At 58.3% G+C, this 22,375-nt stretch carries 24 protein-coding genes, 1 tRNA gene and 3 pseudogenes; 12 read left to right on the top strand and 16 right to left on the bottom strand.

The window, feature by feature from the left end; all coding sequences use genetic code 11:
- The first annotated feature begins 42 nt into the window (after window positions 1-42).
- Entirely contained in the window at window positions 43-921 is an 879-nt protein-coding gene (locus PWM43_RS00095; protein ID WP_289840543.1) for a LysR family transcriptional regulator, read from the top strand.
- Window positions 922-938: 17 nt separating this feature from the next.
- Here the strand turns inward: PWM43_RS00095 and PWM43_RS00100 are convergent, their stop codons facing one another.
- The gene (locus PWM43_RS00100) at window positions 939-1,154 is read right to left on the bottom strand and encodes a hypervirulence associated TUDOR domain-containing protein (RefSeq protein ID WP_126621481.1); all 216 of its coding nucleotides are present in this window, start codon (window positions 1,152-1,154) and stop codon (window positions 939-941) included.
- On the opposite strand from PWM43_RS00100, the gene PWM43_RS00105 reads away from it, so the two are divergent.
- From PWM43_RS00105 to PWM43_RS00120, 4 genes and pseudogenes are all read left to right on the top strand, one after another.
- Window positions 1,153-1,752 (top strand): DUF488 domain-containing protein, encoded by a 600-nt coding sequence (locus PWM43_RS00105; protein ID WP_289840544.1) that lies wholly within the window; start codon window positions 1,153-1,155, stop codon window positions 1,750-1,752. The two genes, PWM43_RS00100 and PWM43_RS00105, sit on opposite strands and share 2 nt — an antisense overlap.
- 187 nt (window positions 1,753-1,939) lie before the next feature.
- The gene (locus PWM43_RS00110; protein WP_289840545.1) at window positions 1,940-2,638 is read left to right on the top strand and encodes an aspartate/glutamate racemase family protein; all 699 of its coding nucleotides are present in this window, start codon (window positions 1,940-1,942) and stop codon (window positions 2,636-2,638) included.
- Between the two features lie 19 nt (window positions 2,639-2,657).
- A pseudogene (locus tag PWM43_RS00115) lies at window positions 2,658-3,188 on the top strand (toprim domain-containing protein); the annotation flags it as partial.
- A 322-nt stretch (window positions 3,189-3,510) separates the two neighbouring features.
- A pseudogene (locus PWM43_RS00120) lies at window positions 3,511-3,753 on the top strand (hypothetical protein); the annotation flags it as partial.
- Window positions 3,754-3,837: 84 nt separating this feature from the next.
- Here PWM43_RS00120 and PWM43_RS00125 read toward each other — a convergent pair.
- The 10 genes and pseudogenes from PWM43_RS00125 to PWM43_RS15390 all read right to left on the bottom strand — a co-directional run.
- Entirely contained in the window at window positions 3,838-4,620 is a 783-nt protein-coding gene (locus PWM43_RS00125) for a hypothetical protein (RefSeq protein ID WP_289840546.1), read from the bottom strand.
- A gap of 191 nt (window positions 4,621-4,811) precedes the next feature.
- Window positions 4,812-5,354 (bottom strand): hypothetical protein, encoded by a 543-nt coding sequence (locus PWM43_RS00130; protein ID WP_289840547.1) that lies wholly within the window; start codon window positions 5,352-5,354, stop codon window positions 4,812-4,814.
- 4 nt (window positions 5,355-5,358) lie between these two features.
- Complete coding sequence (locus PWM43_RS00135) at window positions 5,359-6,378, bottom strand: Mu-like prophage major head subunit gpT family protein (protein WP_289840548.1); 1,020 nt, start codon at window positions 6,376-6,378, stop codon at window positions 5,359-5,361.
- Between the two features lies 1 nt (window position 6,379).
- Entirely contained in the window at window positions 6,380-7,333 is a 954-nt protein-coding gene (locus PWM43_RS00140; protein ID WP_289840549.1) for a phage protease, read from the bottom strand.
- Entirely contained in the window at window positions 7,333-7,773 is a 441-nt protein-coding gene (locus PWM43_RS15385; protein ID WP_394355996.1) for a helix-turn-helix domain-containing protein, read from the bottom strand. The genes PWM43_RS00140 and PWM43_RS15385 overlap by 1 nt, the downstream gene beginning before the upstream one ends.
- Before the next feature lie 202 nt (window positions 7,774-7,975).
- Window positions 7,976-8,413: a regulatory protein GemA gene (locus PWM43_RS00145; RefSeq protein ID WP_289840550.1), complete on the bottom strand. Its 438-nt coding sequence runs from the start codon at window positions 8,411-8,413 to the stop codon at window positions 7,976-7,978.
- Window positions 8,397-8,621: a hypothetical protein gene (locus PWM43_RS00150; protein ID WP_289840551.1), complete on the bottom strand. Its 225-nt coding sequence runs from the start codon at window positions 8,619-8,621 to the stop codon at window positions 8,397-8,399. Before PWM43_RS00150 ends, PWM43_RS00145 begins: the two co-directional genes overlap by 17 nt.
- 4 nt (window positions 8,622-8,625) lie before the next feature.
- Window positions 8,626-9,561 (bottom strand): AAA family ATPase, encoded by a 936-nt coding sequence (locus tag PWM43_RS00155; RefSeq protein WP_289840552.1) that lies wholly within the window; start codon window positions 9,559-9,561, stop codon window positions 8,626-8,628.
- A gap of 2 nt (window positions 9,562-9,563) precedes the next feature.
- Complete coding sequence (locus PWM43_RS00160) at window positions 9,564-10,817, bottom strand: transposase domain-containing protein (protein WP_289840553.1); 1,254 nt, start codon at window positions 10,815-10,817, stop codon at window positions 9,564-9,566.
- Window positions 10,818-11,231 (bottom strand): annotated as a pseudogene (locus PWM43_RS15390) (DNA-binding domain-containing protein); the annotation flags it as partial.
- Window positions 11,232-11,812: 581 nt separating this feature from the next.
- Here PWM43_RS15390 and PWM43_RS00165 point away from each other — a divergent pair.
- Entirely contained in the window at window positions 11,813-12,412 is a 600-nt protein-coding gene (locus PWM43_RS00165) for a helix-turn-helix domain-containing protein (RefSeq protein WP_289840554.1), read from the top strand.
- A gap of 358 nt (window positions 12,413-12,770) precedes the next feature.
- Here the strand turns inward: PWM43_RS00165 and PWM43_RS00170 are convergent, their stop codons facing one another.
- The 5 genes from PWM43_RS00170 to PWM43_RS00190 all read right to left on the bottom strand — a co-directional run bounded on the left by PWM43_RS00170 (window position 12,771) and on the right by PWM43_RS00190 (window position 15,100).
- Window positions 12,771-13,112: an Arm DNA-binding domain-containing protein gene (locus PWM43_RS00170; protein ID WP_289840555.1), complete on the bottom strand. Its 342-nt coding sequence runs from the start codon at window positions 13,110-13,112 to the stop codon at window positions 12,771-12,773.
- 160 nt (window positions 13,113-13,272) lie between these two features.
- A tRNA-Ser gene (locus tag PWM43_RS00175) sits at window positions 13,273-13,363 on the bottom strand.
- Window positions 13,364-13,383: 20 nt separating this feature from the next.
- The gene (locus tag PWM43_RS00180; RefSeq protein WP_289840556.1) at window positions 13,384-14,055 is read right to left on the bottom strand and encodes a phosphoribosylanthranilate isomerase; all 672 of its coding nucleotides are present in this window, start codon (window positions 14,053-14,055) and stop codon (window positions 13,384-13,386) included.
- A complete protein-coding gene (gene pyrF / locus PWM43_RS00185) occupies window positions 14,048-14,755 on the bottom strand; it encodes an orotidine-5'-phosphate decarboxylase (RefSeq protein WP_289840557.1) in 708 nt (235 codons plus the stop codon). The genes PWM43_RS00180 and pyrF overlap by 8 nt, the downstream gene beginning before the upstream one ends.
- 3 nt (window positions 14,756-14,758) lie before the next feature.
- Window positions 14,759-15,100: a LapA family protein gene (locus tag PWM43_RS00190; protein WP_289840558.1), complete on the bottom strand. Its 342-nt coding sequence runs from the start codon at window positions 15,098-15,100 to the stop codon at window positions 14,759-14,761.
- Between the two features lie 18 nt (window positions 15,101-15,118).
- On the opposite strand from PWM43_RS00190, the gene PWM43_RS00195 reads away from it, so the two are divergent.
- The 6 genes from PWM43_RS00195 to PWM43_RS00220 all read left to right on the top strand — a co-directional run bounded on the left by PWM43_RS00195 (window position 15,119) and on the right by PWM43_RS00220 (window position 22,365).
- Window positions 15,119-15,526 (top strand): hypothetical protein, encoded by a 408-nt coding sequence (locus PWM43_RS00195; protein ID WP_317134974.1) that lies wholly within the window; start codon window positions 15,119-15,121, stop codon window positions 15,524-15,526.
- 109 nt (window positions 15,527-15,635) lie between these two features.
- On the top strand, window positions 15,636-16,139 hold the full coding sequence (locus tag PWM43_RS00200; RefSeq protein WP_289840559.1) for a protein-export chaperone SecB: 504 nt from the start codon (window positions 15,636-15,638) through the stop codon (window positions 16,137-16,139).
- Between the two features lie 40 nt (window positions 16,140-16,179).
- The gene (locus PWM43_RS00205) at window positions 16,180-19,149 is read left to right on the top strand and encodes a glycosyltransferase (RefSeq protein WP_289840560.1); all 2,970 of its coding nucleotides are present in this window, start codon (window positions 16,180-16,182) and stop codon (window positions 19,147-19,149) included.
- A 69-nt stretch (window positions 19,150-19,218) separates the two neighbouring features.
- Window positions 19,219-20,607 carry a M20/M25/M40 family metallo-hydrolase gene (locus PWM43_RS00210; protein ID WP_289840561.1) on the top strand — a complete coding sequence of 463 codons (1,389 nt, stop codon included), beginning with the start codon at window positions 19,219-19,221 and terminating at the stop codon, window positions 20,605-20,607.
- A gap of 61 nt (window positions 20,608-20,668) precedes the next feature.
- Entirely contained in the window at window positions 20,669-21,649 is a 981-nt protein-coding gene (gene pdxA, locus PWM43_RS00215; RefSeq protein ID WP_289841131.1) for a 4-hydroxythreonine-4-phosphate dehydrogenase PdxA, read from the top strand.
- Window positions 21,646-22,365: a pyridoxine 5'-phosphate synthase gene (locus PWM43_RS00220; protein WP_289840562.1), complete on the top strand. Its 720-nt coding sequence runs from the start codon at window positions 21,646-21,648 to the stop codon at window positions 22,363-22,365. The genes pdxA and PWM43_RS00220 overlap by 4 nt, the downstream gene beginning before the upstream one ends.
- Window positions 22,366-22,375: the final 10 nt, after the last annotated feature.

A 22,375-nucleotide genomic window follows, 5' to 3' on the forward strand; every position in this document is an offset into this window, starting at 1 on the left:
CAATGCGCAGTTCCGGCTTAACCAATACTTTGAAGGTATCAGATGGACACGCGGCATATGCATTATTTCATGGCGCTCGCGGAAACGCTCCATTTTGGTCGGGCGGCTAAATTGTTGCATATGACCCAGCCGCCGTTCAGTCGTCAGATCGCCCTGATCGAACAGAAACTGGGTGTTAAGCTGTTTGAAAGAAATTCGCGACACGTCACGCTCACGCCAGCCGGAAAATACTTTCTGGACGATTGTCGCACAGTCATTTCACAGTTTGATGCCGCCTGTCGGGATGTCAGGCTGGTGGCGAGCGGAATGAAGGGCGAGTTGCGATTTGGATTTATGATGCACGCGGCCCACAGTGTTGTACCGCGACTTGTGCAGCGCTATTCCGAGATCAGACCTGATGTGCGACTTGTTCTGGAAGAACGGACACCCACGGAAATTGATGACATGCTGGTGGCAGGAAAACTGGATGCCGCAGTGACGTTCGCTCCCGGCTATTCTCCGCATTTACGGACAATCCATCTGGCAAGAGAAAAATTACGAATGATCATGAGAGCAGATCATGCGTGCGCCAATAAAAGAATGATTGGGCCGGACGATCTCTGTCATGAGAGGCTTATTGCGACACCCACGTCTGTCGCCCCGACGCTTCGGTCAGCAATTGCCAGTTATTTTGCGGCTGGTGGGATTTCCCCCAATTTTGTCCTGGACCCCAGGCTGCAACATACGATCATAAAACTTGTAGCAGAGGGACTGGGGGTCGCACTTATTCCGGAATCCCTGTGCAGTATGCTTGATGAGAACCTTGTCTCCAAACCTTTAAGAACCGCCCCGACGCTGGATGTGGTGCTCTGTGCTCCGATTGCCTCAGCCAATCCGGCGGTCTCTGCTTTGATGGATATTGCGGCGCAGTCATCATGCTGACTCAGGAGAGGATCCAGTCACTCTGCAAGGGTCAGGGCCGTGCCTTTGTGAAAGGCGATATGGCTGGTTTTAAGGCTTTCTATTTCATATTGAGGGTGTTCTGCCGTCGCGTGATGCTGATAGCCGTTGACCAGAAAGGGCTCCGTATGAATGGCTCTGATCCGTCCACTGACGTATCCCGCTTCCGAGTTCCAGGATACGATATCTCCGATCTGGAAAGTTTGTGACGGCATGGAAAACTCCGTATCCAATGTGAACCGCGCAGGGGAGGCAAGCTCATCTTCTTGCCATCCATTCTACACCATTGGGCATTCCACGCTTGCGCTATCTGATTTTATAGCGCTTTTGCGTCATTATGGCGTGACACTGATCGCGGATGTGAGGGCTTTTCCGTATTCCCGACGTAATCGCGACTATGATGGCACCAGTCTCCAGCCGGAACTGGCGACACAGGGGATCGGATATAGTCATTTCCCAGAGCTTGGTGGACGACGGCCACGGTCGAAGACGGTGCCTGCGGAGACCAACGCATTCTGGCGTGTCCAGAGTTTTCATAATTATGCTGATTATGCGCTTGGGGAAGAGTTTCACCGAGGTCTCGTCCGGCTTATCGAGGCGGGACAGCAGGCGACTGTTGCGATCATGTGCGCGGAAGTGCTCTGGTGGCGCTGTCACAGGCGCATCGTTACTGACTATCTCCTGGCCCACGGGGTGACAGTCTTTCATATCATGTCCATGACGGATGCCGTTCCCGCGCACCTCACTGAATCTGCGATTATTGATAGCAGTCGCCATATTACTTACCCACAGATAAACCCTTCCAGGGACTGAAGGTAAAATGCGAGGCGTAAAAACATCCTGTTTCGAAAAAGCGGCATGATTTTTGATCGGGTGGCCCAGAGTGTTTTGTGTTTATGCCGACACAGGTCAATCTTGAGTGACCGAAAGCCACGCGTTACGATAACGGGCTGACATTCTGCATTCTGATGCGGAAATCTGGGTATTGGGAGAGGTGGATATGAAAAAACTTGGCTTAATTGGTGGAACAGGTCCAGAATCCACACTCATTTATTACAAGAAAATTGTTTATGGAGCCAATAAGCAGGTTGGAAAGGAGTTTTTTCCTAATCTGACGATAGAAAGCCTGAATGTTTTCAATGTTCTAAAATATTGCTCGGACAGAGATTATGATGGGTTAACGCGTTATCTCGTGGGCGGCATCAATAATCTGGTAGCAGCGGGCTGCGAGATCGTGTCGCTTACGGGGAATACGCCTCATATTGTTTTTGATGCCTTGCGCGAACACTCGTCTGTGCCGCTTGTCAGCATTATCGAAACAACCCGCGATGAAGCAAAAAAGCAGGGTTTGAAAAAGTTAGGCCTGCTGGGCACCCGTTTCACCATGGAAGAGGATTTCTTCAAGAAACCGTTCAGGGAAGTCGGAATAGACGTGGTGATCCCCACAGGACATGATTTCGATTTCGTGGTGGAAAAAATATCGACCGAACTGGAACATGGAATAGTCAAACCGGCAACGCAGACCGAGTTTCTGAACATCATTCAGAGAATGACAGTTGCATCCGACATAGATGCCGTTGTTCTCGGCTGTACAGAACTGCCGCTTCTGTTTGACGGTGTCACACTCTCGATACCATGTCTGGATACGCTCGAAATTCATGCAGAGGCACTTCTCTCTGCCATGGAACTGTCACGCTAATTTTCAGGATCCCGCTGTCGCTCCGACCCAGACCAGGCCCACGCTAATCGCGGTCGTCACCGACCTCGACGGCACGTTGACCGGTATGCATTGTATCTGACTGGCGCGGGACGGGCGCGGCAAGGCCCCTGTCGAAATCCCCCGCCGGGCCATGGGCGACCTGCTTGGCAATGCCGTGCGCTTTGGCCCGGTGTCCGACGTTCTGGCGGCAGGCGAAGGGATCGAGACGGTGCTGTCGCTCCGGGAGGTCATGCCCGATCTGCCGCTCGCCGCCGGCCTGTCCTCGGTGCATCTCGCCGCCATGGCGTTTCCGCCGACGCTGCGCCGCCTCTACGTGCTGCGCGATGACGACCCGGCCGGAGACCATGCGGTAGCGACCCTGATGGCCCGGACGCAGGAGGCCGGGATCGAGTGCCTCGTGCTGTCACCACGTCTGGCGGATTTCAACGATGATCTGCGTTATCTCGGGCGTGGGGCGATGCGGGCAATCCTGCATCCCCAGCTTGCCCCGCAGGACGTGGCGCGGTTTCTGCAGCCCGTCACGCACTGAAGCGAGCCGGGAAGAGGGTGTGAGGGTCATCTTCTTTCCCGTGTGGCGCGGGGCTGTCCCGTTTTCCGGATAGGGCGCGCCCGCAGCCTTTCAGGAAGGGGAGCGGGCGTCAGTCAGGCCGGCCCTGCAATGGCGGAGCCGGCTATTTTCCGCCGCGCGGGACTGCGTCCGCGCTTTGCATCGCGAAACAAAATAGCCGTCTTCCTGCCATCCTCCACTGCGTTCCGGCCGCGCGTTGCGCGGTTCGGGCCCGGCCTTCGTCTGCCGCTATCCGCCCCCGGAAAGGCCGCGAGTGGCGCGGCCAGAACCGGAGGACAGACCCATGACCCGCACACAGGACGATTTCGAACCCGCCCACGCCACCTCTTCAACCGCCCATGTGCTGGCGGAACTCCAGCTTTACGGCCACCGTCCCTTCGAGGATGAGCCGGACCCGAGGTCCTTGCCCGACGCCAGCCAGATCGAGGGCGCGGTTGCCGATATCTTCGACGCCCTGTCAGCCACGCTGACCGACACAAGGCTGGAACCCGATCTCGAACCGCTGCTCTGGTCCACTGTAGGTATCCAGAATGTTTGATGGTGACGATAGCAATGATTGATGCGGGATTGCGTGAGACGTCGTGGGATTTGAAGGGCCTGTCCAACTGCCTTATTTGATTTGGGGCGCGCTTGGCTTTGCTCGAAAGATTTTCAATCCTTCTTCGACTTGCTTACGAGACTTGTATCGGGTCAGATTTTTATTCTGCTGTGACGCAAGGAAGTGCCTGACTGCGGACAGGTTTCCCACCCTATCCGGCCCAAAATGCTTAACGGCCTCGGTATGCAGGTCAGCTCCTCGAAGGAGGGGAGCATTCTCGATCAGCCAGGCACTCAACTCCGCGTCGATCCATATTCCGTGACGGCGCACTCTGCTGGTGCCTTGCAGGCGACATAAAAACCGCCGCAAGGTCTCGTAGCTGGGCGTAAGTTCCTTGCCAAATTTTTCCCGGCATAGATTGCGAAGATCAACGGTCTTATGTTCTTTATATTCTTCACGAAGCCATTCCGCGACTTGTGGTTTGTCACTGAAGAAATCGCGCTCTTCAAGACGCCGTTTGCGTCCCTCGCTCTTGAGGAAAGCGGCGACCGTTGATCTGGACGGAATGCGTGACACGCCGAACTGGTCGACGCATGCGTCTCGTATCTGATCGAGCGATCCAAGTGTCTGATTTCGACGCAGCCAGTCCGCCAGTTCGCGGTCACGGCGTAGTTGGTGCAGATATGGCGCGCCTTTTTTGGCTGTTCCAAGAAAAGTCGCGATATCTGCGGCTGTCAGATTGGTATCACGTCCAAATTTGATCCTCACTGCGCCAGCCATCGCTGAATATGTGATGAATGGAATGGTGATCATTTCCAAGAGGAAATCCGCTATATTTTTCGGAAATTTTTCCATGATATCATATCGCCTGTCGTAGGAGCCATAACCGATGGCACTTTTGCGATTTTACTATATGACGCACTGAAAAGTGCTATAATTTGCAAAGACGCGCTGCGACACGGTGTTATTCTGCCTGCCGTAGGACCGTCCCCTCGGGGACGGGATCGCTATGAGGGGTTCCCGGCAGGCCCCTCCGGCGCGTCGCCTCAATGCAAGGTTTCGGGGTTGCCCACCGGATCAGGCAAAACAACCCAGATCAGATTGATCCCCATGCATCCAAGCCGGACCATGGCTGTTTCGAGTTCGGCGTCCTGCCGCGCCCATGCCCAGACAAGCTGACGTGAAGCGTCCACATCTCCATTCTTTGCTTCGGCTGCCCGGAGCATCGCGGACGCGAAGACCTCGCGCGCCGCATGGACCTTGGCCTCACTCAGCGGATTATGTTCGGCAAGAATGGCCGGTGTCATCGTGACCCCGCTGTGCGGTCCATGCTCAGCGTCCCCCTGATCCACGACAGCCTTCGCTTCGGACAACGAAACTGTCGCGACCTGTGAGGTAGCGATCATCAGACGAACGAGCGCCAGTCGGAAAGCCTTGTCGCGCTGTGCATTGCGCCACAAGGCTTCCGACATCTGTATGGCCTTACCCTTGCTCAGTTCCAGGCCCTTCAGATGCCCTTGATGAACAATGCGCTTCGCCGTCTCAAGGCGTGGTGGAGATAGCGGGTTGTGCGTCATCTTCCCGCTCATATTCTCATGCTCCTCCCGACGCGCTCGGTGGCTGGCCATTTGCTGTTGTGACATATCCTGACCCATAGGTGGCTTGGCTCAAGATAAAGTCAGCCGCTGCGTTCCACACTGGAGTTGCGTTGCTGGCTTCAAGAAGGAATTGCGTGATGATCGGTACTGCCGATCCGGCCCATTCATTGGTGGTTGCCGCAATCATCTCGGAACGTAGTATCCTCAATGCGGCATGTTCATTGCCCGGTGTGGTCACAAGATGAGTGGGACGAATGCCAAGAGGGCGGCCCGTGTCCGATGTTTGGCTCATCATGGCAGCACGAACAACGGCATAATTATATGGCGTCAGAGGGTCTGTGCAGGCAAAAGCAGTCTGCCATAGACCATATCCGACGTTATATCGAGCATCGACACCGTAGAGAAACTGGTTGTTAAAAAAGACATTGTCGTCTCGGAGATTGGTTTTCGCAACAAGAGTCGCTGGACGTCGTGCCTGAAACAGCAGCGGACGAATAGGCCGACTACAATCTAGAAGGAACCATGGGGCACAGTTTCCCGACCCGAAAACATTGGAGCATGTCTTCTGCAAAGAAGCATTGTCCATATTCACGGGGTGCTCAGTATCGAAAAAATTCTGCCCATCATAACATTTCTGGACGAACTCTTCGCCTAGCAGCTTGAAGATCAACTCATCCCGATGCGCTACAGCAGCCTGGGCCATTTCCTCGAATATTGGCGTATAGATACCATGCTGGTCATCCTCTATTTCCTCGCGTTTGATAGCAATGGTGCTTTCCCATGTTTTGTTTTCGACCTGGAAACCCTGGCTCCCAAGCTGATTGAGACTGCGAGAACCAATCCATTCGCGGATGCGAGGAATATTGTTCAGCCAAGCATATCCTTGCACACGGGTAGCGCTGGGAATAACCATGGAAATATCTTTGTAATAACTTGGTGCCGTAGCGAGGGACTTATTGAATGCCGTGCTAAGACCAACAAAAAACGCATCAATGTTAGATTGATTGATATTCATTTTACACTCCGTATTTCCGGACATCTTCCGGCGAGATTCCCATGCTGTTGAGCACGTCATTGTCAGGAAGGCTTTGCTCGCTGGTCTTGCGCCGCATGCGAATGCTGTAGTTTGGCTCCGCCAGGATGGAGAGATGCGAGTTGATCGGTTCTCCCGCGCCTTCAATGAAATCCTGAAAGGCCGCATAATTCTGAGTGCAGAGACTGATGGCCCAGTCCTTCATGAACGGCAGCAGTTGGTGTCCAAGCATGGCCTGGTGAACCAGCTTTTCCGCGACTTCCTGCGGTACACCAGAATTCTGACGGTTATACTGGCTCATCAGAGACTGGAACATCTCGACCGGCACGAACTTCGTCGGGTCCGCCGTATGTTTCGAAACCATGATTTTTCGCAGTTTTTCAAGGATCACTTCGCGCGTGGTATCGAGCGGAAGCTGCATCGTCCTCAGAACGTCCTGGGTGAACTGCTCAAGGTCGGTAGGGGCCGTCTCACCGTCCACAAATGTCGTTGCCGTATTAAGCGCGACCAGATTCGTGAGGTTGGGCGTATTGGTGAGCGCGGCATTGAGGATTTTTTTAATGTCTCCATCGACATCGTGCTCAACGACAGGAGAAATGAAGCGATATCGCTTTTCTGCCACGTCACTCCGCCCCTGCGGGGTCCACTCTACATGCCCCCAGATGCCGTCCGGACGCGCTTCCATACGGTCAATCCAGCCTGCGGCAGGTGCCTGCCCACCGTTTTTGGCGGCATGATAGAGGGCATGATTGTAGTCGAGTGGCAGGCTTCGACCACCAGGGGGCATAGAGCGAGCGACAACTTCGTTGGCGTCGTTCAACGAGAAGGAAGGCCCGGTTTCACCCTTGAAGGTGCCAGCCGGAACCAAATGAACCCACTCGGGCACATTGCTGCCCTGCGCCGTATGGAGCGCAAGGCATAGGTGGTGTTCGCTCATCAGGATTTTTCCTCCAGGAGCATTGACGTTCGTTTTTCGTCATTTTTGGATCGCGAGAGAGCGCGAGAGACCGTTCGGCGATGGCAACCGACTTTCCGGGCAATCTCGTCGTTGGATAGACCCTGGGCATGATAGTGGTGGACACGCCATGTTCGACTGAAAGGGACGCACCACGTCATTCCAGCCCCACCTTCCACAATCATGGCAGCCGAACGCCAGCCCAAGGACTTGATGAGCCTTACCGCGCAGCTATCGTTTTTCTCTGAGAGGTTCAGGGTCGTTGGAATGTAGATGCGCGTGCCCGCGAATTTCTCCAGAAAATGAGCGACGTCAGAGGGGCCGCAGTTCTCCACGAGCCATTCCAGATTGGGGCCAGTGCAACAATCTTTATAGTCGCTGCCATCAAGGGAGTCGGGAAGAGAAGTCATGCCGCAAAGCATGGGACATCTGTCATCAGCATTTAACGGTGACAGATTGCACCGGGTGGTTGCTCTATGGGCTTTCTTCTACGCCCGGCTCTCCCGCAGCAGTGCCCGAACGATGTGAAGAGCCGCGCTGATTTTTAAAACGCGAATAAAACGCTTTAAAACGGGTCTACGCGGCGCACAGTTGCGTTGGGCATACCAACATGCGTCCGAGGCATCAGATGTCCTCTACGGGCGTTCCGCGAGCGACCATCTGTTTGAGGGCGATCAGCGCTTTCCGGGCTTCATCTTCCGGCAGGAAACGGAGAGCCGAAACCTTGAACGTCCGTTCCAGCCATTTGCCCAGTTGGGCTTCGGTTCCAGTGCCCTCGCTATATAAGTGCCACTGGCGACGGATCGCGGCGACCTGCCCGGTAGTCGCGAAGCCTGGACGATCGCCGAAATTCCGTCGGTTGCTGTCGCTCTGGAAGCCGAGGCGGCCGAATTCGTCCATCACGCGGCGGAAGCCGTCTGAGGAGAGGTCGCGTGCGCTGGCGACACCGGCCGTCCGCATCAGGACGAGCCGGTAGGTGTCCTCGTCCAGGTCGAGACGCTTGCGCGCCACCTGAACGAGCCGGACCTTCGCCGGAGCCAGTGGCTTAGCCTTGCGCGGCACGATCCAACTCATTGAGAGAGTCCCGCAATGCTCCCAGGCGAGCGTGCGCCACTGACACATTTTCGCAAGCAGCTTCAACAAGCTTCATCATATCATCCGGCTGCCGTAGGCTCTCAAGGGCTTCCTGGAGTAGATGAAGGGTTCCGAAGAGCATGAAACCAAGTTTCATGGCCTCGGTTTCGGCATTGAATAGTGGCGTCGTATTCATGGCGTCAGTCCTCCAGAGCGAGGGTAGACCAGGCGCTTGCAAGGTCCTGTTGAGACAAAGATGTTCCGTTTCCAACCGCCGACATGAGAGCAAGCTGAATAGTCTTGACGACGCAACGAAGGCCGCCGGGCAACTGTGCGATACCGGAGAGGAAGTCGAGGGCGTCTGGATCGACGAGGTCGTATTGGGCGGACAGCTTCGATACGTCGGATTGGGAAGGTCGCGTAAGCCTGACCTTCATACCAATGCGGCTGTTGAAATTATCTGATGTTTCCACCTTTGCCTTCAGATTGGCATTTCCGCATACGACAAGGCCGATTTCCCCCTCGTCAAAGATGCGTCGAAGTTCCTCAATTGCGCCTTTGTCAAGATGTTGGGCTTCATCCACCAGGAGAATGCCGCCTGTTTTGACGACGCGCGCCACAATGGCACGACGGATGTCCGCCGCCCCGCCTTTGACCGGCAAGCCGAGAGTGATCCCGATCTCCTGCAACATCGGCACCTTGCTGGATGTGTCGGGCGACATCGTTACCAGCCAGACGCTGGCCCCTTTCTGCTTGTATTCCTTCAGGGTGATGGTTTTCCCGACACCCGGTTCGCCGTGAATCATGACAAGGCTTCTCGTCGCCTGAGTGAAGCGCAGTCCAGTCATGATACGCCCCGAAGAGGTTGTATCGACAAATTCATGTCCGATCGTCAGGATCGCCGGAACATTGTCTCCATCGTAACGATCCATGAGAAACCGAGAAAGCGCGGCACTGCTGATGCCAGACTCACGCGCCACCAGCGCCTTTCTGAATGCGCGTTCCTCAATGATCTGATTGACCCGAGCGCGGATGTCGGCGACATCAGGCTTGGGGCTCTCGGTGTTTTCTGCCATCGTGTTCCTCGTTCGTAGGGCAGCAATGCCCGTGTTAGGGGCCTGGGAATGTTCCAGCATTCTCAGGCCCGTCTTGCCTTCCGCGCCCGCTCAAGCATGTCGAGACCACGGGAGATCGAAGATTCGAAGCCGTCACGCTGCGGCTCGAAACGAGCGACAGTGCCCCCTTTCGCTTTGGGCGCGGTCTTCGGCTTCGGGCCGGGCGCACCAAATACGGGGGCTGTGACGTTGATTTCTGATACCGGCTCTACCGGCAGCGGCTTGCTGGCGTGGACACGCTTCTGAATGGCGGCGAGTTCGGTCATCGTCTTCAGACCGCGTGCCTTAAGCGCCTTCTGATCTGCCTTTTTGATCTGAGCATTAGCTCTCGCAACCTGCCGCGCATCTTTAGTATCGTCGAAACGGCCTTTTTCCAGGCATGGAAGGGCCTCGACCAGAAGATTGCCGTCCGTATCGAGCACCATGACTGGCTTGCTCCGATCGCTGGGATCAAACAGAACCGCGACCTTGCGGTGACTGTTTTGAAGCAGGACGTCCTGATGATCACGGGACCACCATGTGAACCCCTTGCTTTTTAAAGCTCCTGTATCCTTGTTGGGCTTCAGAAGCGCTCTGTCATAAAGGAAATAACGGCGCTGGGCGGCTGTCAGGCATTTGCGGATACGGTGCTTGAAACTCTCGTTAAAGACCGTTTCAAAGGACTTTTTACCCTTGCCCATTTCCGTCCGGCGACCTGCACGTTCGTTGTGTTCCCGCAATTCACGGTTATAGATCGCCTCCGCATCATCAATGGCGATTGGCGCTCCCGTGAAGTCTTCCGGCTTCGCGTCCGGACGATGGCCGCAATAAGCGCCTTTGAACTCAAAACGGGCGTCAATCTGTTCTGCGACGTCACGGAAACCACGCTCGATTGGCTTCGACTGACCGTGCGCGGGCTTGGATGTGCCGAACTTACATCCGATCCAGGCGAGGATGCCGCGTATTTCTTCTGTATTGCTCGCTGTTTTCTTCCCTCGGAACCTATGTCCTGCACCGCCCGCGATCTTTTTGCTGGTGAATGCACGCCCATTGTCAGTCCGCAGTTCATCAAAGATGCCATAGCGGTCGATAACATCCAGGATGACCGCCTTGGTGGTGTCGGAGTCTTCGGTCTTGGCGAAGCGCCATCCCAGCATCATGCGGCTATGGACGTCCTGGATCGCAATAACAATCGGACGGCTGACTGTGCCGTCGTTCCAGCGGACAAAGAAATCCGCCTGCCGACCGTCAAGATTGACGATCTGCATAGCCTGAAGGTGAGCGATGGTGCGCACCATAGGCGGAATGGTCTTAGCATGGGCTCGTATGCCGCTTTTGATAAGAGCTCGCTCCCCGGCGGGGATTTCTTTCCATCGACCGAGAATCGTGGAGTAGCTGGGCCATGGGTATCCCCGCAATTCCGCGAGTTTCGCGGTGTCCCGATAGGCGGTGGCGACCGTATATCTCGCGGCACTCTCCTTCAGAATGGAGAGGAAGTAAGTCCATGCCTCGTCCGACGTATCGGTGCGATGCCGCCCACATCCCTCGTATTTTCCGGACAGGGCCGGGAGCCAGTTCGCGCGGGAGACATCCCTGATCTTCGCGCGCATCCGCTCGATGGTGGGGCGGCTCCGGCCTGTCTCACGGCAGACCTGGGCGGTTGCCTCCCCGATGGTGAGACCGTCTGCGAGCAACTGCTCGAACTGAACCATCGCGGCGAAAGCCCGTTCAGCGTCAGCCTGAACGACGACCGACTTCCGGCCATAGGCCGTCCATGCTGCTTCGTCCGGACCGTCCTCGGGGTTTATGCCGTGGCTGCGCTGAATGAGAGCAATCTGGGTCTCTTCAGGAAGAGACGCCCATTCCACGGCGACCCCATTACCCGTTCCTGTTGGAATATTTCTAATGACGTAACCTGTACGAACCAGAAAGAGCCGAACACCTCTGCTTGAGAGGGGAAAATACTCTCCATTCCCGAGTGGAAGACCGCGCAAAGACAACGCCAGCACGTAATGATGTGCAATTGCGCTTATCTTTCTTCTCTCAAAGTAGCCGTGAGTCTATCCCGGAGTTTGATGGCGCGAGGGCCGTTCCATTTTCCTAGTAGACAGTCGCGCGCATTTTGTCGGTAAACGCCATGTGTGGCGCACCACGCGCTAAGTGATGTTCCACGCCTCACAAACGAAGCTCTCACGGCCGCCAGCAGGTTCTCTCCCGGCTCGACGTGCAATTGCGCAGGTTCTGTGCTATAGGCATGTTCCATACGAACATACATAGTGCAGGATTGCGTGCCATGGAAGAGAAAAGTGCAATAAACGGCATCGACTTACGCTTGAGGCACGCAATATCGCTTCTTCCCCAGCAACAAAGTGACGACGCCGCAAGATGGTCACTCCGAGAATTCTCCAAGAGGGCGGCTATTCCCTATCGGACGCTTCAAGATTATCTATCAGGCTCTCGCTTGCCTGGCGCAGATGCGCTTCAAAAAATGGGGCGCATGGGAATTGATATAAATTGGGTTTTGCTTGGTGAAGGCGAAATACCAAATGATGATGAAAGCAAAAATATTGTTCATATAGGATCAGTAGATAAAAAGGCGGACGATATAATATATAATATTTCATCTGGATTTACAGATAAAATGAATCTTGAGTATCAAGAAGATGCTGGAATTCCGCTCCCGTTTTCCATTCTTATGCTTATATTTGAATCCTTCAGAAGATCTATGGTTGCTTTATATATAAGAGCATCTAGTGAAATGCCAAATTCTTCCAGAGAACGGATAAATAAAAAAGATATGCTCGATCTAATGGCCATCATAATGGAGCCAGATATGATCAAATCCTGCAAAAAGCTAATCACTGATTCTCAGGATCGTATTCCGCGTATCTAAATGGGACACGCAATTGCGTTTTCTATCCTCAAGGCGGAACGTGACATTCCGCCTTGAGGGGTGACCTCACTGGCAGTGACATTAATAAAAAATTTCGTAACACCACGAAAAACAAGGACTTTTTCTGTTCGTGGTGCCTGACGCTCTAAATGCTCGATCTGATATTTTTACGATCTGAATGCTACCATCCATCAAACTTTTTCATTATTCGTCGTGATAACACATTGATAATATTGTGTTATATATTTCCGGCTTTCATCAAACTTTTTTGCCACCGACAGTTGACGGGCATTTCGCCGAGCGGTGGGAACACGTCGCGTTCCAGGCTCCGCCACACGTCGTCCGCATGCCGGGCCGTCTAGAGAGGCTTTCTCTGGTCGAACCAATTTCGCGCGGTGGCGAAAAATGTCTGATCCGGGTTAATCTTGCTGACTGCGTGCAGGAGCTTCTTTTCCCGCGATGGGTCGCGCCCGGCCTTCAACGCTTTGCGCGCTTCGTCCCGTTCGGACCGGGCATCGGGCAGGCGCACATCCGGGTATGATCCGATGGTGTATGTCTTTTCCTTGCCGCCCCGCTCATACCGCCAGCGCCAGTGCTTGCCTTCGGAAGGAGTGACCTGGAGATACAAGCCTCCCGCGTCCGCCAGTTTGTAAGGCTTGTCTTTCGGCTTGGCCGCGCGAACCTGCGAGTCCGTAAGCATTCTGCTCTACCCGGTTTCTTGTCAAATTATACCCGCTGTATACCCGGTCCAAAACGAGACAGGATGAGACAAAGTGAGAACGAATGAGACATCAGAATGTCGGAAACCCCACAGAAAGCAAGGGTTTTGAGACAGAATGAGACGGGGTGAGAGCAGGTCGTGGCGGAGAGAGTGGGATTCGAACCCACGGTACGCTATTAACGCACACACGCTTTCCAAGCGTGCGCCTTAAGCCGCTCGGCCATCTCTCCGCAGAGCGGGGCGGAACATATCAATTCCGTAGGGGAAGGCAATAGCCTCTCGCGGCCTTAATGAACTTTCTGATCAGCTCCGGGGATTTTTTTCCCGGCGCGCTCTCCACGCCCGAGGACACGTCGACGGCACGGGCGCCGGAGGCTGCGAGCGCGGTTGCGACGTTCTCGGGACTGAGACCTCCAGCAAGCAGCCAGGGAGCGGGTGACGACCATCCCGCCGTGAGAGACCAGTCAAACGACTGTCCGTTCCCGCCGGGGCGCGCAGCATGGTCATCCGGTCTGGCTTCTATGATCAGCCCGTCAAGACGTGTGATTTGAGGCAGGTCGTCGCGGGCCGAGATTCCGCAGGACAGCCAGACAGGGCGCGCAAACCGTGCCCGGAGCGTTTCGGCCCGTTCCGGTATGTCGTAAATCTGGAGAATGTCGAGTTCCGCGACATCAAGGACTCGCGCGATCTCATCGTCCAGAGGTTTCACGAAAAGACCTACCCGGCGCCCCTTCAGCGCTTCGGCCCGTCGGGTCAGCCGTCTGGCCTCATCCAGGGCGAGGTGGCGTGGGGAGCGTTCGAAGAAGACGAAGCCGAGCCAGTCCGCCCCGGCCTCAATGGAGGTCTGCACGCTGGCATCGTCATTCAGACCGCATATTTTGACGCCGGGTCTGTCCGCAAGGCAGGGCCAGTTTTCAGGCACTGCGCAGTTCGTCCTGAATGGCGGCGGCCGCAGCGGCCGGATCGCCGGCGCGGGTGATTGGACGCCCCACGACGATCCAGTTGGCTCCAGCTCTGGTAGCCTGCGCTGGGGTCATGATGCGTTTCTGGTCGTCCGCGCTGCTGCCCGCGGGACGGATTCCGGGTACGACGAGAACCGGCGCGTCTCCGAGCGCGTCACGCAAGGGAGCGATCTCTTCCGCCGAACAGACCAGTCCGTCCGCCCCCGATGCCATTGCCAGCCTGCCAAGGTGCAGAACCTGCTCGCGCGGTGTCGCGTTCACGCCGGTTTCGCGTAGTCCCGGCTCGTCGAGACTCGTCAGGACTGTGACGGCCAGAAGAAGGGGACGGTGTGCGGCAGCGAGTGTTGTCTGTTCCAGAGCCGCGCGGGCGGCTTCGATCATGGCACGGCCCCCGGAGGCGTGGATGGTCAGCATCGAGGCGCCGAGGGGCGCGAGACTGCTCAATCCCTTGGCAACCGTATTGGGAATGTCATGCAGTTTGAGGTCGAGGAACAGAGCCCGGTCATGCGCGACCTGTCTGACGGCGTCCAGGCCGCACGCATAGGTAAACTCCAGACCGAGCTTGATGGCGTCGACCTGTCCATCCAGCATCCGTGCCCAGGAGAGCGCCTGTTCGACGCTTTGTGTGTCGAGGGCAGCGATGAGGCGGGTGTGACGCATGGCTCAGCCCTGAGGACCGGAGACTGGCAACGCCTGGCCATGTGACGAAGCTGTCGTCGTCGGCGCTGTCGCCTGAATGAGGCGCTGCTGCAGCGACGAAATCTCGACGTCTTTCTTGCGGACCTCGTTCTCGGCGTGTCGCGCACGGGTTCGCTGGCGCAACTCGCCGACCCACATTACGAACGCCCCCACGACGAAACTCGCAACGCCGACGCCGAGTGTGAAGACGCCCAGCGCCAGTTGCCAGCCATAAGACACGACCCACAATGTGGCGGGATCCGGGTTGCTTAGCGCGAAAACGATCAGCACCACCAGGAACAGAACAATAATAAGGAGCCGCAGCATGAAAAACCTCGTGATCTGTTGAAGGATATTGATGCGCTGTCGAGCCTGTTCGGCTTTACAGCCCATGTCGTTCATCGGCAAGCTGAACGCTTAACGCACGAAGCCCGTGCGGAGATCGGGGAGTATCGTCACGTGAGCGAGATCATCGCCTTTCGGCCTCCTCTGCCTCAGACCGATACATTATGGGCCGTCATCGCACGGCAGGGACGCCGGACCCGGATCGCCGATGTCCATGCAACGCAGGATGCGGCGCGTGCGGACCTTGCCTGGCGCATGCAGCAGGTGGTGGCCTATGCACGTTTTCTGATCGGCGAAGCGCAGCCCCTTCCGGCCTACACGATCCGCAAGATCGCCCGCGCCGAACTTCCGCGCTCCTGGCGTCCTCTTCCGGCGTTGGGGCTTCTCCGGGGACGCGTTTCCGAATAATACGGACTGGTCAAGTGTCGGCGACCATGACAGATAATGGATCTACTTCAGTCATTCTGGCGCGAATGCTTTTCACGTTTCGAAACACGGCTCTCGGGAGTATGAAATATTGAGTTCCAGACAATCCGGCACTGATTCGATCGGGGGCGCCGCGCATCAGGCGCAACCAGCGCTGGTCGTCGGCAACCAATACGTGCGTTCCGCGGCGCTGACCGTTGCCAACACGCCAGCCGTTTTTGCCCTTGTCAATGGAACTCCGCCAAATGTCCGGCTTGTGGTGGATGTTTCCGCCCGCCAGCTCGCGGAAAACCAGCCTGACTTCGAGGTCACGCTGGTCATGCGCGCTCAGGGGCATGTGACGCCGGGTTCCGATGCGGCTGCGGCGCCAGTCTCGGTCTATGAAGCGGACATTTCTTATGCCGGGTTGTTTCGCGTGGCACCGGGGCAGCAGGAGAACCTGGAAACTCTGCTGCTGATCGATGCGCCGCGCATGATTTTCCCCGCCGCGCGTTCCCTCCTGCTGACACTGGTGCGGGAGGCCGGTTTCCCCGTTGCCAATATCCAGCCGGTCGATTTTGTCGCCTTGTGGCATTCGCGGCGTGCGCGCGCCTGAACCTCATGCGGTTCCGTCGCTCTTCAGTTCGGATTTTCTGATGGAAAATGCCTACGTCCCGGAGGCATCGCAACCCGACGACGGGTACACGCCCCAATGGGCGATCATGGATGCGCCCTGGTTTCGTGAGCGTTATCGCGAGCGTCTGGAAGCCGCCACTGACGGCTCCCTGACCGACGCGGCGCTGGAAGACTTCTGGCGGGCCGAAGGCATGGAATTCGCGCCGAATCGCCTCTTCGATGAGGCATGGTATGTCAGCGTCAATGCCGATGTGAGAGCAGGGATCGGACTTGGCATATTCGGGACGGGCTTCATGCATTATCGCGAGAGTGGTTTTGCTCGTCGCGATCCGCACTGGCTCTTTTCGGAGGGGCATTATTTCCGACGTAATCCTGACCTGACGCTGACGGCGGTGCAGCGGGCGGGATACGCGAACGGATATGACCACTACCTCGCCATCGGCGACGAGGACGGACGCTCCGCGCACCCATTTTTCGACCCGGGCGTTTTCAGGGTTTCGTGCGAAGAGGCGCGCCTCGCTCATGACGGGCATTACGGCGGCTATCGCTTCTTTCTGGAAGCGGGGCCGGCGGCCTCACTGCGAACAAGCTGGTATTTCGATCCGGAATGGTATGGCCGCACCTATCCGGCGGCTTCCGCTGCCGTGGATGAAGGGCATTATGTCAATCTGCTCCATCATTATCTGACGAATGCCGCGCCGGAAGCTTTTGATCCCAATCCCTATTTTAGCGAGGCCTTCTATCTCGCGACCTATCCGGACGTCGCGGGAACGGTGCGGCAGGGCACGTTCCGTAATGGCTTCGCGCATTTCATGGCTCATGGCGTCCACGAAGGCCGTCGCCCGTGCGAGGGGTTGGACCTCGGCGCCTATGCAGCCCGATCGGACGTGCGGATTCCCGTCGCGGACGGGCGTTTCCCCGATGCGTTTGCGTGCTGGATCGCGGACACGCTCCGCCAGACCGACGCGAGCACCACTGTGCCCGCGGTACCGCTATCGGACGCTCAGACGACCTTCCTGGTCGCCGAGCACACACGAACGATGCTTCCGGTGCTCGCGCGTACACCAATCCATTTCCACGCCCATCAGGAATATGATGTTACGGTCGTCCTGCCGGTGCGTGATACGTTCCTGCCCGTCATCGCGACGCTGGTGGCTCTTCACGGCAGCACTTCCGCACGGATCGCCGTGACGGTTCTGAATTGCGGCTCGGTGGACCTGAAGGCGGAACTGCACCCGTTCGTGCGGGGGATGCGCTATGTATCGTGTCGGCGCACCAATACGCTGAAGGCTTGCATCGATGCGGCGCTCGAAGGAAAAACCGGCCCCGTCCTGCTTCTGGAGCCCGGCGTAAGACTGTCCTATGGCGCGCTGGACGCCGCGCTGGATACGCTTCGGCAACGTCACGTCGGTGCCGTCGCGGGCCAGCTGGTCGGCGGCGAAGGCACAGTGATCGAAGCGGGTATTTCGGTGTTTCGGGACGGGACGGTCGAGCGTTGCGGCTATGGGCTGGAACCGTTCGCCTCGGAAATCGGCTTCGCGCGCGCGTGCCACGGTGGCGGAAATGCGCCGCTGCTGCTCGATGCCGACCTCGTCCGGAACGCCGATCTTCCCGCTTCCCTTACGGAATGGGCGGCCTTGATGGTCGCCTTGTGTCTGCTGGTCACGGAACGGGGCGCGCAGGTGCGATACGAGCCGGGATTTCTGGCTTACGGTCCGTCCCGGTCATCTTCGGCGACCTCGGCGTCTTCCGTCTCGGCGGCCTTGCGCGACCGTTTTCGCCGTTTGCTCGGGTCGCATCCGTTGGGTGTGGACAGTATGCGGGAACGCGCGCGTTGGGCATCGAAGGGATCGCACGTCCTTTTTCTCTGCGAGCGGCTGCCCGCACCTCATCTGGGGGGCATGTTCGCGCGTGATGGCGACATCATCGCGGCGATGGCGCGTGCCGGTTTGTGCGTCACGGTCTACTCGCTGGATGAGGTGATCGGTCCGACGGCGCCCCTCGTCGCGGACTTCCCGCTCACCGTCGAAGTGATACGCCATCGCTTCCACGCGGGTTTGCCGGATTTCCTGCATGAGCGGGCCGACGTTTTCGACTGTATCTGGTTTGCCGGACACAGAACGTTGCGCCGCGTCCAGGTCGATATCCATCGGATGGCGTCGGGTCTGCCGCAGGCCAACATGGTCCTTGATGTCGGACGGATGGGCGCGATCGAGGGGCATCGGCGTCGGCTGATCGGTGGTCTCGACGACCGTTCCCGGCTTCTCACCGATCTGCAGGCCGACATCGGCGACGACTGGCTTTGCCAAAGCGTGCTCGCTCTCCAGAACGAGGATGCGGCGTTCATTCGTTATGCGTCAGGGGTTGAACCTCTCACGCTTGGCATGTCCGCCGCGGAGCCAGTCAATGTTCCCACATTTGAGGGGCGAAGCGGGCTGCTGCATGCGTTGCCCCTGTACGGACCTGGAGACGCCGTACATGACGGACTTGATCTGTTCGTGCGCCACTCCATGCCAATGCTGGATCGTGTTCTGCCTGAGGGTGCGACGCTTCGTATCGCAGGTTTCAGGGCGGACGGGGTCGACCTTCTGGGACTGTCTTACTATCCGCGCGTGGATCCCATCGTGTCCGCGCGCGATCTGTCCATTCTGTATGCGAAGTCTCGGGTGATGGTGGCGCCGTCGCGGGTTTCGGCCGGGTTGCCCTATGAAGTTGTTCGTGCTGCGGGTTTCGGTCTGCCAGCCGTCATCGGTCGCGACCTCGCGGCGCAGCTTGGATGGGAAAGCAACGTCTCGTGCCTCGTCGCGGATCCAGGCATCCCGCAGGAGTTTGCGGAAGCCGTGCTGCGGCTTTATGAAGATGCGGATCTGTGGCGACGCCTCTCTGACGGCGCGCGGCAGGCCGTTCGCAAGGCGGCGGATCCCGGTGGATTCGCAGCACGCATTCGGCAGATCGTCAGCAACGTAGGCGTCGAGGTCCGGCGCGCCTGATGTCCGGTCTGCAAGCCGCCCGACATGACGGATGGCGAGGGCCGACGTTCAAACAGCAGGAAGACTCACATGACCGATACGCTCAATCAGGTGCTCGCGCAGGCCGATGCGTCGTTGCCTCGGAGCCTGGAGCGTCTTTTCGCCCTGCTGCGTATTCCCAGCATTTCCGCCCAGCCCCGCCATGCGTCGGATTGCCGGACGGCCGCCGAATGGCTGCGGGAGGATCTGGCCTCTCTTGGTTTTGCCTCGCGGGTGGCGGAAACGCCCGGCCATCCGATGGTCGTCGGTCATCAGGAGAATGCGCAGGGGCCGCATGTCCTGTTCTACGGTCATTATGACGTGCAGCCGACCGATCCCCTGGCCCTGTGGCATAGCGACCCGTTCGATCCCAGGCTGGTGACGGAAGCCGATGGCCGGAAGGTGATCGTCGCGCGCGGCGCTTCGGACGACAAGGGGCAGCTCATGACGTTCATCGAGGCCTGTCGCGCCTGGAAGTCCGTGACCGGCGCTCTGCCGCTGAACGTCTCGGTTCTGATCGAGGGCGAAGAGGAAAGCGGGGGTATCAATCTTCTGCCGTTCCTCAAGGCGAACGCCGCCGAACTTCATGCCGATGTCGCCCTCATCTGCGACACCAACATGCCCAACCGCACGACGCCCGCGATTACGACCGGGCTGCGCGGTCTGGTGGGTGAGGAGGTGGTCATCGAATGTGCGACCCATGATCTTCACTCAGGCATGTACGGCAATGCCGCCCGGAACCCGATCGAGGTTTTGTGCAAGATCCTCGCCACGATCCGCGACGAGAACGGCCGCGTGACGCTTCCGGGCTTCTATGATGGCATCGTCGATGCGCCGGACGCCGTGCGGGCGCAGTGGCGCGGCCTTTATCCCGACGATGCCGAAACGCTTGGGCCGGTCGGCCTGTCTCTGGCCGCTGGCGAAACAGGCTATTCGGCGATCGAGCAGATCTGGATGCGCCCGACCTTCGAGATCAACGGCATCTCCGGCGGCTATGAGGATGACGGCTTCAAGACCGTTCTTCCGGCCAGGGCGATGGCCAAGATTTCCTTCCGTCTCGTGCCGGGACAAGACCCGCTTGCGATCCGTGACGCCTTTCGCACCCGCGTAAAAGAGATGCTTCCGCCGGACGCGAAGATTCATTTCGCGCCCCATGGGGCTTCCACGGGCTTTGCCGTCCCGGCGGACGGACCTTATCTCGCGCCGGCACTTGGCGCGTTGACACAGGAATGGGGTGTCCCTGCCGTCGCCATCGGGTCTGGCGGTTCGATTCCGGTCGTGGCCGAAATCAAGGAAGCGCTCGGGATCGACTCTCTGCTCGTGGGTTTTGCGCAGTCCGATGATCGGATCCATTCTCCGAACGAGCAGTATGGCGTCGAGTCCTTCCATCGCGGCATCCGTTCCTGGGTCCGTGTGCTGGCGGCGCTGGCGCAGGGCTGAACCAGCGTCCAGAACCCGGAGCGTCACGCTCATTCCGAAGGAGGCCTTGCCGATGATGCCCCTGCCAGCGCTGACCATGGGCGATCCCGCCGGGATCGGTCCCGAACTGACGATCAAGGCGTGGGAGACCCATGCCATTCCCTTCGTCTGGATCGGCGATCCCGTTTTGCTGGGGGACCAGATCCCCTACGAAGTCCTGGCCGATATCCGTGAGGCGGATCAGCCGCTTTTCGCGCGCGCGCTTCCCGTCCTGCCGGTTCCTCTCGCGGAGGCGGTCACGCCGGGAAAGCCCGACCCGGTCAATGGCGCGGCGGTCGTGGCCTCGATCACGCTGGCCACGGAACTGACGCTCGCGGGCGCGGCCTCGGCGGTTGTGACGAACCCGATCAGCAAGCATGTCCTGCGTCAGGCGGGGTTTCGCCATCCGGGTCATACCGAGTTCCTCGCGGAACTCTGCGGCACGCCGGGCGAGGAGGTCATGATGCTGGCTTCGCCCCGTCTGAAGGTGGTACCCGTCACGGTGCATGTCAGTCTGCGGCGCGTGCTGGAGACGCTCACGACGGAGCGGATCGTGCGCGTGGGGCAGATCACGGCCGCGTCGTTGCGGCAGGATTTTGGACTGGAAGCGCCCCGTCTTGCCGTCGCCGGCCTCAATCCGCACGCTGGTGAAAACGGGCTCATGGGTGACGAGGAGCGCGACATCATCGCTCCGGCCATCGCGGCGCTTCAGGCTCAGGGGATCGACGCGTTCGGTCCGCTGCCGCCGGACACGATGTTCACCGAGGCGGCGCGCGAGCGTTATGACGCGGCTCTATGCATGTATCACGATCAGGCGTTGATCCCGCTCAAGACGCTGGACATGGCGTCGGGTGTCAACGCGACGCTCGGCCTGCCGATCGTGCGGACCTCGCCGGACCACGGCACGGCGTTCGATATCGCGGGCAGGAACATTGCGGACGTATCCAGCCTCATCGCCGCCTTGCGGATGGCGCGCAAGATGAGCGCGCATCGCCGCGCCTATCAGAAGGAAGCGAAAGCATGATCCGGCTCGGCGTGAACGTCGATCACGTGGCGACCGTGCGTAATGCGCGGGGTGGTCTTCATCCCGACCCCGTGGCGGCGGCGCTGCTGGCGCAGGCCCATGGGGCGGACGGTATTACGGCGCATCTGCGTGAAGACCGGCGGCATATCCGCGACGACGATCTGGCGCGTCTGCGTCATGAACTCTCCGTGCCCCTGAATTTCGAAATGGCCGCGACGGATGAGATGGTCGGGCTGGCCTGCACCCTGCGGCCGCATGCCTGCTGCATCGTGCCCGAACGGCGTCAGGAGGTCACGACGGAAGGGGGGCTGAACGTGATCGGGCAGGCCGGAGATCTCGAACGCAAGGTTGCGCGACTGCGCGAGGCCGGTATCCGCGTGTCTTTGTTCGTCGATCCCGATCCGGAACAGATCGAAGCCGCGGCGCGGATTGGTGCGCAGGTGGTCGAACTTCATACCGGCGCTTACGCGGAAGATCCGGGTGGGCACGAACTTGGTCGCCTGAAGCGTGGGGGACAGGCCGCCCTGACCGCAAAGCTCGAACTGCATGCGGGTCATGGCCTGACCTACGCCAATGTTGGCGCGGTCGCCGCCATTCCTGGTCTGACCGAACTCAATATCGGCCACTTCCTGATCGGCGAGGCCATCATGGTGGGACTGCCGACGGCGATCGCCCTCATGAAACAGGCGATCGCAGCCGGCGCCCAGCACGATTGACCTCCGCGCA

Origin of the sequence: Brytella acorum, assembly GCF_029309905.1 — a bacterium.
Lineage (GTDB): Bacteria > Pseudomonadota > Alphaproteobacteria > Acetobacterales > Acetobacteraceae > Brytella > Brytella acorum.

What these genes read in the sequence shown, in the direction of transcription:
- PWM43_RS00095 (WP_289840543.1), top strand. Translation starts at nt 43, where the DNA reads ATGGACACGCGGCATATGCATTATTTCATGGCGCTCGCGGAAACGCTC.
- PWM43_RS00105 (WP_289840544.1), top strand. Translation starts at nt 1,153, where the DNA reads ATGGAAAACTCCGTATCCAATGTGAACCGCGCAGGGGAGGCAAGCTCA.
- PWM43_RS00100 (WP_126621481.1), bottom strand. Translation starts at nt 1,154, where the DNA reads ATGCCGTCACAAACTTTCCAGATCGGAGATATCGTATCCTGGAACTCG.
- PWM43_RS00110 (WP_289840545.1), top strand. Translation starts at nt 1,940, where the DNA reads ATGAAAAAACTTGGCTTAATTGGTGGAACAGGTCCAGAATCCACACTC.
- PWM43_RS00125 (WP_289840546.1), bottom strand. Translation starts at nt 4,620, where the DNA reads ATGGAAAAATTTCCGAAAAATATAGCGGATTTCCTCTTGGAAATGATC.
- PWM43_RS00130 (WP_289840547.1), bottom strand. Translation starts at nt 5,354, where the DNA reads ATGAGCGGGAAGATGACGCACAACCCGCTATCTCCACCACGCCTTGAG.
- PWM43_RS00135 (WP_289840548.1), bottom strand. Translation starts at nt 6,378, where the DNA reads ATGAATATCAATCAATCTAACATTGATGCGTTTTTTGTTGGTCTTAGC.
- PWM43_RS00140 (WP_289840549.1), bottom strand. Translation starts at nt 7,333, where the DNA reads ATGAGCGAACACCACCTATGCCTTGCGCTCCATACGGCGCAGGGCAGC.
- PWM43_RS15385 (WP_394355996.1), bottom strand. Translation starts at nt 7,773, where the DNA reads ATGCTTTGCGGCATGACTTCTCTTCCCGACTCCCTTGATGGCAGCGAC.
- PWM43_RS00150 (WP_289840551.1), bottom strand. Translation starts at nt 8,621, where the DNA reads ATGAATACGACGCCACTATTCAATGCCGAAACCGAGGCCATGAAACTT.
- PWM43_RS00155 (WP_289840552.1), bottom strand. Translation starts at nt 9,561, where the DNA reads ATGCTGGAACATTCCCAGGCCCCTAACACGGGCATTGCTGCCCTACGA.
- PWM43_RS00160 (WP_289840553.1), bottom strand. Translation starts at nt 10,817, where the DNA reads ATGGTGCGCACCATCGCTCACCTTCAGGCTATGCAGATCGTCAATCTT.
- PWM43_RS00165 (WP_289840554.1), top strand. Translation starts at nt 11,813, where the DNA reads ATGGAAGAGAAAAGTGCAATAAACGGCATCGACTTACGCTTGAGGCAC.
- PWM43_RS00170 (WP_289840555.1), bottom strand. Translation starts at nt 13,112, where the DNA reads ATGCTTACGGACTCGCAGGTTCGCGCGGCCAAGCCGAAAGACAAGCCT.
- pyrF (WP_289840557.1), bottom strand. Translation starts at nt 14,755, where the DNA reads ATGCGTCACACCCGCCTCATCGCTGCCCTCGACACACAAAGCGTCGAA.
- PWM43_RS00190 (WP_289840558.1), bottom strand. Translation starts at nt 15,100, where the DNA reads ATGCTGCGGCTCCTTATTATTGTTCTGTTCCTGGTGGTGCTGATCGTT.
- PWM43_RS00205 (WP_289840560.1), top strand. Translation starts at nt 16,180, where the DNA reads ATGGAAAATGCCTACGTCCCGGAGGCATCGCAACCCGACGACGGGTAC.
- PWM43_RS00210 (WP_289840561.1), top strand. Translation starts at nt 19,219, where the DNA reads ATGACCGATACGCTCAATCAGGTGCTCGCGCAGGCCGATGCGTCGTTG.
- PWM43_RS00220 (WP_289840562.1), top strand. Translation starts at nt 21,646, where the DNA reads ATGATCCGGCTCGGCGTGAACGTCGATCACGTGGCGACCGTGCGTAAT.